The following is a 10,829-nucleotide window of genomic DNA, read 5'->3' as shown; positions in this document are numbered from 1 at the left end:
GCCACAGCGGCAGCCGCCTCCGCCCGCCGTCGTCCGTCGGCGGTTACTTGGGCGCGTCCACGCCCGCGGCCTTGGCGATGTCGCCGAGCATGGCGTCGGCGGCCTGGACGCCGATGCCGGACATCCAGGTCTCGTCCGGGACGTTGAAGACCTTGCTGTTCTTGACGGCGTTCAGGCCCTGCCAGACCGGGGTCTGCTGGACCTCGCTCTCCTTGGTCTTGGACGGGTCGTCGGCGGTGGTGACGAACACCAGGTCGGCGTCGGCCTGGTTGATCTGCTCGGCGCTCACCTCGACGATGTTCTTGTCGACGTCCTGGGCGGCCGGGCGGGCCAGGCCGACGTCCTTGAGCACCACGCCGCTGTAGGAGGCCTTGGCGTAGAGGCGGGTCGGTCCGGCCACGAAGCGGACCACCGAGGCGGTCGGCATGGTGCCGCCGTTCTTCGCCTTGATCGCCTCACCGAGCTTGGCTGCCCGCGCCTCGTAGTCGGCGAGCGCCTTCTTGGCCTCGTCCTCCTTGCCGAGCGCCTGCGCGTAGAGGGCGAGGTTCTCCTTCCACGGGAACCCGGTGGTCTCGGCGAGCACGGTAGGCGCGATCGCGTTCAGCTGGTCGTAGACCTTGGCGTGGCGGACCTTGGAGGAGAGGATCAGGTCGGGCTTCAGGGAGGCGATCAGTTCCAGGTTCGGCTCGTTCATCGGGCCGACGTCCTTGGTGTCCTTGATCTTGTCCTTGAGGTAGTTCGGGAACCCGCCCTCGGTCTTCATGTGCGGCGACACCGCGCCGACCGGCGTGATGCCGAGCAGCGTGACGTCGTCCAGCTCGCCGCTGTCCAGCACCACGACGCGCTTGGGCTGGGCCTTGATCTGGGTCGTTCCGGCGGCGTGGGTGACGGTGCGCGGGAAGCCGGCGGAGGCGCCGGCGCTCGCGGAGGAGGCGTCCCCGCTCTGCTTGGTCCCGCCGTCGCTGCCGCAGGCGGCGAGCAGCGTGGTGGACAGGGCGACGGCGAGGACGGCGACGGGGAGGCGGCGGTTCATGGGGGTCCTTGGATCGGGTCGAGCGGGCGTCGGGTTGCGGAGCGTCGAGGGTGAGGAGCGTCGGGGGTGACGAACGGGGGCAGTGGTCAGTGGTCAGCGGTCGGCGGCGCGCGGCCGGGTCCGCGCCCGGGGGACGACCAGCGGCGTGCCGGTCTCCGGGTCGGGCACCACCCGGCACGGCACCTGGAACACGGCCTCGACCAGGTCGGCGGTGAGGACCTCGGCGGGCGGTCCGGCGGCGGCGAGCCGCCCGTCCTTGAGCACCACCAGGTGGTCGGCGTACCGGGCGGCCTGCCCGAGGTCGTGCAGCACCATGACGACGGTGCGTCCGGCCTCGGCGTGCAGGTCGGCGACCAGGTCGAGGACGTCGAGCTGGTGGCGCAGGTCGAGGAAGGTGGTCGGCTCGTCGAGCAGCAGCAGCTCGGTGTCCTGGGCGAGTGCGAGCGCGATCCAGGCGCGTTGGCGTTGTCCGCCGGAGAGCCGGTCGACCTGCTGCTCGCGCAGTTCGGCGGTGCCGGTCCGGGCGAGGGCGTCCTCGACGGCGGCCTGGTCGGTCTTGGACCACGGGCTGAGCATCCGCTGGTGCGGGTACCGGCCGAGCCGTACCAGCGCCTCGACGGTGATCGCCTCGGGGGTGACCGGCTGCTGCGGCAGCAGGCCCATCCGCTTGGCGAGGGCCCGGGCGGACATCCGGTGGATGTCGGAGCCGTCCAGGGTGACGGTGCCGGCGGCGGGGTCGAGCAGCCGGACCAGTCCGCGCAGCAGGGTCGACTTGCCGCAGGCGTTGGGCCCGACGATGGCGGTGACGGCGCCGCCGGGCAGTTCGAGGTCGAGCCCGTCGACGATCGTGCGGTCGCCGTAGCGCAGGTCGAGGCCGTGCGCGGCGAGCCGGTTGGCGGTGGTGGTGACGGACTCGACGGTCGTCGTGGGCGTCATCAGTTGCTCCTCTGGGGAGGCCGGCCCTGGCGGATCATCAGCGCCAGGAGCCAGGGCGCGCCGAGCGTGGCGGTGACGGCACCGACCGGCAGGCCGTGGACGGGGATCACGTGGAGCACGAGGAGGTCGGCGGACAGCAGCAGGACGGCGCCGGTGAGCGCGGTGAGTCCGAGCGTGCCGAGGGTGGGCGGCCCGGCGAGCAGCCGGACCAGGTGCGGTACGGCGAGCGCGACGAACGCGACCGGGCCGGTGAGGGCGGCGGCCAGCGAGGCGAGGGTGATGCCGAGCAGCAGCAGCCAGAGCCGGTCCCGGCCGGGGTTGAGGCCGAGGCCGCCGGCCGAGTCGTCGCCGAGGTCGAGGACCGCGATCCGCCGCTGGCAGAGCAGCACGGCCAGGGCGGTCAGCGCGATGGCGGTGCCGCCGATCCACACCTCGGTCCAGTTGCGGCCGTAGAGCGAGCCGGTGGTCCACTGCATCGCGGAGGAGGCCAGCTCGGCCGGGAACCGTACGATCATCAGGTTCACGGCGGCGGCGAGGCCCTGCTGCACCGCCAGGCCGACCAGCACCAGCCGGGTGACGGCCATCTTCGACCGCCAGGCGAGGCCGCCGAGCAGCAGCGCCGCCAGCAGTCCGCCGCCGAGCGCGGCCAGCGGGATCAGCTGCTGGGAGGCGCCGGTGGCGAGCATCAGCACCGCGCCGAAGGACGCGCCGCCGGTGACACCGATGGTGTCGGGGGAGGCCAGCGGGTTGCGGAAGAGCCGCTGGAGCATCGAGCCGGCCATCGCCAGCCCGGCCCCGGCGATCAGCGCCGACACCACCCTGGGCGCCCGGAACTGCTGCACCACCAGGACGTTTCCGGGTTCGCCCTGCCCGACCAGGGCGCGCAGCGCGTCCCATCCGGACAGGCTCACCTGTCCGGTGCCGAGCGCGACGCCCGTCAGCACCACCAGGACGACGGCGGCCAGCGCCGACCACACGGCGGTGCGGGCCCGGCGGCGGGCGAGCGTGCCGACGGGTACGGCGAGCGCGGTCACCGGGCCACCTTCCGGGCCAGTACGGCGAGAAGCGGCGCGCCGAGGAAGGCGGTCACGATGCCGACCTCGATCTCGGAGGGGCGCACCACGAGCCGTCCGAGCACGTCGGCGGCGAGCAGCAGCAGCGGACCGGCGATCAGGCAGCCCGGCAGCAGCCAGCGGTGGTCGTTGCCGAGCAGCGGGCGGACCAGGTGCGGCGCGGCCAGTCCGATGAACGCCACCGGCCCGGCGACGGCCACCGCACTGCCCGCGAGCAGGACGACGGCCAGCCCTCCGGCCAGTCGGATCCGGGCCACCGGCACGCCGAGCGACTGGGCGGTCTCGTCGCCGAGGGCCAGCGCGTTGAGGGCGGGCGAGATCGCGAACGCGCCCAGCAGGCCGAGCACCAGGAACGGCAGCACGGGGGTGAGGGTGTCCAACTGCCGCCCGCCGATCGAGCCGGCCAACCAGAACCGAGCCTCGTCCAGGGTGCGGTGACTGGCCAGCATCAGCGCGGAGGTCCAGGAGGTGAGCACCACGGTGAGCACGGTGCCGCCGAGCGCGAGCCGGACCGGGTCGAGGTCGCCGCCGCGCCGGGACATCGCGTACGCGGCGACCGCGGCGACGGCCGCCCCGGCGAAGGCGAACCAGACGTACTCGACGGGCCGGGTGAGGTCCAGCGCGTAGATCGCGGCGACCACGGCGAGACTCGCGCCGGCGTTGACGCCGAGGGTGACCGGGGAGGCGAGCGGGTTGCGGGTGACGCCCTGGGCGACCGCCCCGGCGACGCCGAGCGCGGCCCCGACGGCCAGTCCGATCACCGTTCGCGGCAGGCGAAGGCCCGTCACCACATCGGCGTCGCCGCCGTGGGCGGCCCCGGTGAGCGCGTCGGCCACGGTGGACAGCGGGATGGATCGGGAGCCGAGCGCGAGGCTCAGCGCGGCACACAGCACGAGCGCGCCCACACCGGCGACCAGCAGCAGGGGCCGCTGGACCGCAGACGATCGAGGCGTCGCCGGGGCCGTGGTGGCCGGCGGGTCGGTTCTCAACACGAGTCGACATCTTAGGTTAGGTTTGCCTAAGTTCGTCAATCTCGGGTCGCCTGGTCCGATGTCGGGCCGTTCGCCGCGGCGTCACCCCGCCCAGGTGTCGCGGGTGTCGCGCCGCCCAGCCCGGTCCCGGGTGGTGCACTCCCTGGGGCATTGTAAGGTGAGCCTCACCTTATTCGATCATGCGGAGTCGATCCACGGAGCGCCGATGATCCCCGGAACACCCCTGCCCGTCGCGCCGACGTCCACCCTGCCCGGCGACTACCGGCGCCTGCGCGAACTCTGCCCGGTGCTGGAGCTGCGCCTGCTCGGCGCCGAAGAGCCCGACCCCCGTGCCGCCGACGGCTGGTACTCGGGGGCCGAACTCGCCGCCGACGAACGGGCCCTGGCCGCCGTTCTGGCCGGCGAGGAGGAGCGCATCGCCGCCGAACACGGCCGCGCCCCCCGCCCGCACGTCACCGCCTCCAGGCTGCTGCACCACTACGTCTGGTCCGCGTGCCTGCTCATCGCGGGCCCCTGGCACCTCGCCCGGAAAGTACCCCTCGTCGACCCCGCCGACCTCTGGCTGCACGCCCCCACCGGGGACCTCGCGCTGCGCCCGCGCGGCCACGTCACCCTCCCCGGCGACGACGAACTCCGCGCCGAACTGCGGGCCGCCGTGGTCGCCCACGTGGAGCCGGTGCTCGCTGCCTTCGCCGCCCCCAGCCGGCGCCGCGACCGCGCGCTCTGGGGCATGGTGACGGACGACCTCGCCTCCGCCGTCTGGTACCTCGGCCGGATGCTCGGCGAGGAGGACGCCGCCGTCGTCGCCGCCGGGGCGGTGCTGCCCGGCGGCACCCTCCCGCTGCCCGGCGCCGCCGACTTCCGCCGCCTGCACACCCCCGACGGGCGCGGCCACCACACCCGTACCCGGCTCGGCTGCTGCCTCTACTACGCCGTCAAGCCCGAGGCCGCCGCCTGCCTGACCTGCCCGCGCACCGGCGACGAGGAACGGCTGCGCCGGTTCTGAGGGGTCCGTCCGCGGATCGCCGTCGGGGATCCGCGGACGGGATTGTGTGGGGGAACCGTCGGGGACGGTTCGTTGTCAGTGGTATCGGCTAGGGTCGCGGCCATGATCGATTCGACGACGCGGGTTCGCATCGCCCGGCCCTCGCGCGACCTCGCGGCGGCCGAGCGCTTCTACGTCGGCGGCCTCGGCCTCGACGTGCTGTGGCGCACCACCGAGCGGGTGTCCGGCGAGCACGACCTGCTGATGGTCGGTCCGCCCGGCGGAGCCTGGCACTTCGAACTCACCCACGACCCGGAGAACCCGCTGGAGCCCACCCCGACGGTCGACGACCTGTTCGTCGTCTACCTCGGTGCGCCGGTGGACGACGCCCTGGTCGCCCGGCTGGAGGCCGCCGGCGGCACCCCGGTCCGGGCCCACAACCCCTACTGGGAGGAGTTCGGCGTGACGATATCCGACCCGGACGGCTACCGGCTGGTGCTCTGCTCCCGTGGCTGGGGAGCCTGACCGCCTGTCCGACCCCGTTCGGTCTCGCCGCCCGCCCCGTCCCTGCCGCGCAGCACCGCCACGCCCCGGTCCAGGTCCACGCCGAAGTGCGGCGGCGCTCCGACCTGGGCGTCGTCCCGCAGCGTCAGCTGTTCCCGCCGTTGTTCGACCTGCACCCGCTTGCCCGGGCTGAACAGCGCCTGCAACTCCTCCAGCCCGCCGCCCAGGCCAACCCCGGTGCTCCCGCCGCCGCGCCGCCAACGCCCCGACGACTCGCCCCGGATCTGCCACGCGATCAGGAGCATCAGCCCGATCACCGCCGCCGCCACGCACGCCACGTCTACGATCACACCCATGTACGCCCAACGCCGGTCGGCAGCACCCGTGTTCCCCGAGGGCGCCGCGCCGGTGGCGGCGTCCACCCGCTACCCTGCCGCGCGAACCGAAGGAGACCCCTCACCATGACCGTGCGCGGAACCACCGTGGACATCCCGACGGCGGACGGCACCGCCGATGCCTACCTCGCCCGTCCCGACGACGGGCGGGCCCACCCCGGCGTCATCCTCTATATGGATGCCTTCGGGCTCCGACCCCAGCTGAAGGACATGGCCGACCGGCTCGCCCGGGCCGGGTACGCCGTGCTGGTCCCCAACGCCTACTACCGGAACGGCCGCGCGCCGGTCGTCGAACTGCCGCCGCTGATCGACCTGGAGAAGGACCCGGCGATCTTCAAGCAGATCGGCCCGCTGCTCGCCACCCTCACCCCCGAGGTGACCGCCCGCGACGCGGACGCCTACCTGCGCTGGCTCGCCGATTCCCCGCTCGTCGAGGACGGCCCGGTCGGCCTCACCGGCTACTGCCGCGGCGCGGTGCTCGCCCTGCGGACGGCCGCCAGCCACCCCGACCGGATCGCGGCCATGGCCGGTTTCCACGGCGGCAGCCTCGCCACCGAGGCGCCGGACAGTCCGCACCTGGGCGCCTCCCGGATCACCGCCGAGGTGTACTTCGGCCACGCCGACGAGGATCCGTCCATGCCCGCCGAGCAGATCGAACGGCTCGCCGGGGCCCTCGCCGCCGCCGGTGTCCGCCACCGGGAGGAGGTCTACCAGGGTGCCCCGCACGGCTACACCCAGGCCGACACCACCCGCTACGACGCCGTCGCCGACGCGCGCCACTGGGAGGCGCTGCTCGACCTGTTCAAGCGGACCCTGTCGGCCTGAGCCGCCGGAGGGCCGGGGCGGCCAGCGACGCCGCCCCGGCCTGGGCCGTGCGGGCGCGGGCCGGTGACGGCCTCACGCCACAGCGCCTCCTCTTCGTCCTCCGGTCACACAACGGACGCGAGGTGTTCGGGTTTGCGTGGAGCCGGGCCGTCATGGTCTGGTGCCTGACAGCGAGTCCGGGCCCGGCCGGGGGCCGACCCGCCGGGCGTCGGGGAGGCACCCGGGACTCGTGGCAGTGGTGAGCAACGAACCCGCGTCACCCGGTACCACAGGCCGGGACCGGGCGGACGGATCCAGGGGGGAACCGAACGTGCAGAAGACGGAGAACAGGCAGAACGCGCAGGAACCGTGGGGCACGCGGGACACGCAGGGCGCACGGGGCATGGGGGGCGTACAGGTAGTACGGGGCACGCGGGCCATGCGGGATGTGCAGGACGCCATCGCGCAGGCGCTGGCCGAGAGCGTCCCCGGCGGGGTCCGGCAGGGCGAACTCGACCGTGACGGGCGGGCATTGCGCTGGGTGGAGGCGGGGCGCGGCGGCCCGCCGGTGGTCCTGCTCGCGGGCTGCGGCACCTCGTCGCTGACCTGGGCGCCGGTGCTGTCCGAACTGGCCGCGCACAGCCGGGTCGTGGCGTACGACCGGGCCGGGCTCGGTGCCAGTGACCCCGCTCGCGTCTCCGGTCCTTCGCTGGAGTCCCCGACCGGGGACCTGGCTGCCCTGGTGGAGCACCTCGGCGCCGGCCCGGCCATCCTGGTCGGGCACAGCTGGGGCGGCCAGCTGGCCCAACTCCTCGCCTGGCGGCACCCGGAACTGGTGGCCGGCCTGGTCCTGGTGGATCCGGCGCACGAGGAGTTCCAGCCACCGGCCATCCGCGCGGCCGAGGCCGTCCTGTTGCGGGTGGGGCTGCTCCGGGCGGCCATGACGCCCGCCGCACGCCGTGCCGGGGGAGCCGTCGCGAGGGCCGAGGCGGCCGTCGAGGCGCATCGCCACCAGCGGCGGACCGTCCTCGACGAGAACCGGCTGACGGTCCTCGCGGTCTCCGAGCTCCGGCGGCGGCGCGCGGCCGCGCGGCTGCCCGACGTGCCGGTGACGGTGCTGAGCGCGACCGACGGCCTGCCGGGGGCGATGCGCGCCCGCTGGACCGTCCTCCAGTCACACGTCGTCGCCGGCGCGGCCAAGGGGTCGCACATCGTGGTGCGCGGCGCCGGCCACCACGTCCACGCCGACCACCCGCAGGCCGTCGCCGCCGCCGTCCTGGAGGTGGTCGAGCACGCCCGGCAGGGCCGGGACAGCTGACGGCGGCGGCCCTCAACCGCTGGCCGGACAGCGCCTGCTGACCGTTCGACCCCCTCTGGCACACTGGGGGCCGAACGGCCCGCTGGGGAGGGTCATGACACATGGGGGCGGGAGTATGAGGGGTCCGGGCGCCGTGCTCGGCGGGCGGTACACGCTGGTCGAGCGGATCGGCGGCGGGGGGATGGGTACGGTCTGGCGGGCCGACGACACGGTGCTGGCGCGGCCGGTGGCCGTCAAGATCCTGCACTCGGCGCTGTTCGAGGACGACACTTTCATCCAGCGCTTCCGCCGGGAGGCCCAGCTGGTCGCCGCGATCGACCACCCGGCCGTCGTGGACGTCCACGACTACGGTGAGAGCGGCGGCGGTGCCGAGGGCCGGGAGGGCGGCGAGGGCGGTGACGCCGGGGACCGCTGCGCCTACATCGTCATGGAGCTGGTCGACGGCCGGCCGTTGGACCGGGTGCTCGCCGAGGAGGGCCCGATGCCTCCCGAGCGCGCCCTCGGTCTGGTCGCCGCCGCGCTGGACGGCCTGCACGCCGCCCACCGCCGGGAGATCGTGCACCGGGACATCAAGCCGTCCAACCTGATGGTGCGCACGGACGGCCGGGTGACCATCACCGACTTCGGCATCGCCCGGGCGATCGCCAGTACCAAGATCACCGCCTCGCACGCGATCGTCGGCACCGCCCTCTACATGGCCCCCGAACAGGCCGAGGGTACGGGCACCGGGCCGGCCTCCGACCTCTACTCGATCGGCGTGGTCTGCTTCGAACTGCTCACCGGGAAGCCGCCGTTCGTCGGCGAGAGCGTGTTGGAGGTCGCGCTCAAGCACGTTCGCCAGCCGGCGCCGGAGCTGCCGGGGGCCTTCCCGGCGGCGGTCCGCGAGCTGGTCGCGAAGGCACTGGAGAAGAAGCCGGAGGACCGGTTCGCCGACGCCGCCGAGATGGCGGCCGCGGCCCGGGCGGCGATCGGTGCGAAGGACGCGGGCGCTGCGGCGGGTGCGGCCGGTGCCCCGGCCGACACCGGGACGGTCGACCTCAGGGCGGCGGCCGGGGGAGCGGCTGCGGGTGAAGGGGCCGGGGGTGGGGTGGCCGGGGGCGCCGGTGCGGCGAAGGCCGGTGCCCTGGTGCCGGTCGCGGACGGCGCCGACCAGCCCGCGTCAGGCGAGCGCCCGGCGTCGGGTGGCCCCGTGCCGGACGAGGACGAGGTCGCCAAGGTGGGGCCGCAGCCGGTGACCGAGCCGGGCAAGCGCCGGTCGCGGCGCGCACTGCTGGTGCCGGTGATCGTCCCCGTGGTCATCTCGATGGGCACGGCGACCGTCCTGCTGGTGGACCGCGGCCCCGGCCGGTCGGACGCGGCCGAGCCGCCCGCCGCCCAGCCGACCGTCGTCGTGACGGCCCCGGTGACCCCGGGCGCGGGCACCCCGGCGGCCCCGGCCGTGACGCCGCCCGCCACGCCGACACCCTCCGACACCCCGGTCGCGGCCCCGGCCGCCGACCAGCAGCCGAGCACCCCGAACCAGCCGGGCGCGCCCGTCCCGGCCCCCGCGCCGGGCGGCAACGGAGGCGCGGCGGGCCGAGGCGCGGGCGCGGCGGGCGGCGGCGGCGCTTCGGGCGGCCAATCCAACCAGTCCGGCGGCGGGGGCGGCACCGCCAACCAGCCCGCCAACCCCAATCCCAATCCCAACCCGCAGCCCCCGGCCCAGAACGCGGCCGGTGGCTCCCCCGCCGGGGGCGGCTCCCCGTCCGGCGGCGGTTCGCCCTCGGGCGGCGGCAACCCGCCGGCTCCGCAGACCCCCACCCGGCCGCCGTCGTGCGGCGGCACCTCCTGGACCACCATCGTCAACGTGAAGGACGGCCGCCCGATCGGGATGGCCCGCGACGAACTGAGCGGCGACAACCCGATCGTGGTCGGCGGCGCGTCCCAGTACGGCTGGGTGCGGGCGACCGACCCCGGCTCCTGGATCAGTTTCAACGCCTGCAACAGCGGCGGGCCGCTGCTCGTCCAGACCATGGACGGCAAGGTCACCCTGAGCGGAGGCTTCAGCTTCCTGACCAACTGGACGGTGCGCAGCGGATCCGCCCAGGGCTCCTACACGCTGGCCGACTACCAGAACCAGCGCTGCATGACCGACAACGGCCCGGGAAACGCGGTCACCATGGTGACCTGCACCCCCGGCAACACGGCCCAGGAATGGCGGTTCCAGTGACAGCGACCGGCGGAGCCGACGACGGTGTGGTCCTCTACTGGCGGCCGCTGTGCACGTTCTGCATGAACCTGCGCCTGGCGCTGCTCTTCACCCGCCTGCGCTACAGCCGGCGGTTCACCATGGTGAACATCTGGAAGGACCCGGACGCCGCCGCCTTCGTCCGCTCGGTCGCGGACGGCAACGAGACCGTGCCGACCGTCACCGTGGCCGGGCGGCCGATGGTGAACCCGTCGATCCGCCAACTGCTCGCCGCAGTGCGGGAGTACGCGCCGGACGTGCTCCCGGGGAGGCCTCGCTGACCGGTCCGGGCGAGGAGTGGTACCCCTTCGCTCTCCCGGTCCAGATCCCGATCCCGCCGTTGCCGTTGCCGTTGCCGTTGCCGTTGCCGTTGCCGCTGCCGCTGCCGCTGCCGCTGCCGCTTCTGCGACCGGACGGGCCCGGCGCGGGCGGCGGTTGAGCGCGTGTGCCGACCCGGCCCGGGTGTCCGTACGGGCTGGTCGCCCGGGAGCCGGGGGCGGGCGAGCGGGGCGCCGCGGGAACCGGGCGTCATCGCAGATGCCAGTGGAGGAGGGGCTGTTGT

11 protein-coding genes are annotated in these 10,829 nt (G+C 74.6%); 6 read left to right on the top strand and 5 right to left on the bottom strand.

All coding sequences use genetic code 11. The annotated features are described in order from the left end of the window. Positions 1-43 precede the first annotated feature (43 nt). From AC07AL_RS03440 to AC07AL_RS03425, 4 genes are all read right to left on the bottom strand, one after another. Entirely contained in the window at positions 44-1,033 is a 990-nt protein-coding gene (locus AC07AL_RS03440) for an ABC transporter substrate-binding protein (RefSeq protein WP_478316655.1), read from the bottom strand. A gap of 93 nt (positions 1,034-1,126) precedes the next feature. Further along, positions 1,127-1,969, bottom strand: coding sequence for an ABC transporter ATP-binding protein (locus AC07AL_RS03435; protein ID WP_363579374.1), 843 nt, complete (start codon positions 1,967-1,969; stop codon positions 1,127-1,129). After that, the gene (locus tag AC07AL_RS03430) at positions 1,969-3,003 is read right to left on the bottom strand and encodes a FecCD family ABC transporter permease (RefSeq protein ID WP_400804917.1); all 1,035 of its coding nucleotides are present in this window, start codon (positions 3,001-3,003) and stop codon (positions 1,969-1,971) included. Before AC07AL_RS03430 ends, AC07AL_RS03435 begins: the two co-directional genes overlap by 1 nt. Beyond that, positions 3,000-3,965, bottom strand: coding sequence for a FecCD family ABC transporter permease (locus tag AC07AL_RS03425; RefSeq protein WP_363579658.1), 966 nt, complete (start codon positions 3,963-3,965; stop codon positions 3,000-3,002). Before AC07AL_RS03425 ends, AC07AL_RS03430 begins: the two co-directional genes overlap by 4 nt. Before the next feature lie 274 nt (positions 3,966-4,239). Here AC07AL_RS03425 and AC07AL_RS03420 point away from each other — a divergent pair, with 274 nt between their 5' ends. Both AC07AL_RS03420 and AC07AL_RS03415 read left to right on the top strand, forming a co-directional pair. Then, complete coding sequence (locus AC07AL_RS03420) at positions 4,240-5,040, top strand: (2Fe-2S)-binding protein (protein WP_400984319.1); 801 nt, start codon at positions 4,240-4,242, stop codon at positions 5,038-5,040. 102 nt (positions 5,041-5,142) lie between these two features. Continuing rightward, positions 5,143-5,544, top strand: a complete 402-nt coding sequence (locus AC07AL_RS03415) for a VOC family protein (RefSeq protein ID WP_363579370.1) — start codon at positions 5,143-5,145, stop codon at positions 5,542-5,544. On the opposite strand, the gene AC07AL_RS03410 is transcribed toward AC07AL_RS03415, so the two are convergent. Then, complete coding sequence (locus tag AC07AL_RS03410; RefSeq protein WP_363579368.1) at positions 5,505-5,879, bottom strand: DUF6191 domain-containing protein; 375 nt, start codon at positions 5,877-5,879, stop codon at positions 5,505-5,507. The two genes, AC07AL_RS03415 and AC07AL_RS03410, sit on opposite strands and share 40 nt — an antisense overlap. 105 nt (positions 5,880-5,984) lie before the next feature. Between AC07AL_RS03410 and AC07AL_RS03405 the strand changes: the two genes are divergently transcribed. The 4 genes from AC07AL_RS03405 (at position 5,985) to AC07AL_RS03390 (ending at position 10,548) form a co-directional block, all read left to right on the top strand. Further along, positions 5,985-6,743 (top strand): dienelactone hydrolase family protein, encoded by a 759-nt coding sequence (locus tag AC07AL_RS03405; protein WP_363579366.1) that lies wholly within the window; start codon positions 5,985-5,987, stop codon positions 6,741-6,743. 418 nt (positions 6,744-7,161) lie between these two features. After that, a complete protein-coding gene (locus AC07AL_RS03400) occupies positions 7,162-8,040 on the top strand; it encodes an alpha/beta fold hydrolase (protein ID WP_363579364.1) in 879 nt (292 codons plus the stop codon). 115 nt (positions 8,041-8,155) lie between these two features. Further along, positions 8,156-10,249 (top strand): serine/threonine-protein kinase, encoded by a 2,094-nt coding sequence (locus AC07AL_RS03395; protein WP_400804928.1) that lies wholly within the window; start codon positions 8,156-8,158, stop codon positions 10,247-10,249. Then, on the top strand, positions 10,246-10,548 hold the full coding sequence (locus AC07AL_RS03390) for a glutaredoxin domain-containing protein (protein WP_363616659.1): 303 nt from the start codon (positions 10,246-10,248) through the stop codon (positions 10,546-10,548). Before AC07AL_RS03395 ends, AC07AL_RS03390 begins: the two co-directional genes overlap by 4 nt. Positions 10,549-10,829 lie beyond the last annotated feature (281 nt).

This window comes from Kitasatospora sp. NPDC043949, from assembly GCF_056435365.1.
Note: the sequence above shows the minus strand (reverse complement) of the source record. Positions and strands in the feature narration are given on the sequence as shown.

Coding starts and splice junctions, on each gene's coding strand:
- AC07AL_RS03440 (WP_478316655.1), bottom strand. CDS start 1,033: ATGAACCGCCGCCTCCCCGTCGCCGTCCTCGCCGTCGCCCTGTCCACC.
- AC07AL_RS03435 (WP_363579374.1), bottom strand. CDS start 1,969: ATGACGCCCACGACGACCGTCGAGTCCGTCACCACCACCGCCAACCGG.
- AC07AL_RS03420 (WP_400984319.1), top strand. CDS start 4,240: ATGATCCCCGGAACACCCCTGCCCGTCGCGCCGACGTCCACCCTGCCC.
- AC07AL_RS03415 (WP_363579370.1), top strand. CDS start 5,143: ATGATCGATTCGACGACGCGGGTTCGCATCGCCCGGCCCTCGCGCGAC.
- AC07AL_RS03410 (WP_363579368.1), bottom strand. CDS start 5,879: ATGGGTGTGATCGTAGACGTGGCGTGCGTGGCGGCGGCGGTGATCGGG.
- AC07AL_RS03405 (WP_363579366.1), top strand. CDS start 5,985: ATGACCGTGCGCGGAACCACCGTGGACATCCCGACGGCGGACGGCACC.
- AC07AL_RS03400 (WP_363579364.1), top strand. CDS start 7,162: ATGCGGGATGTGCAGGACGCCATCGCGCAGGCGCTGGCCGAGAGCGTC.
- AC07AL_RS03395 (WP_400804928.1), top strand. CDS start 8,156: ATGAGGGGTCCGGGCGCCGTGCTCGGCGGGCGGTACACGCTGGTCGAG.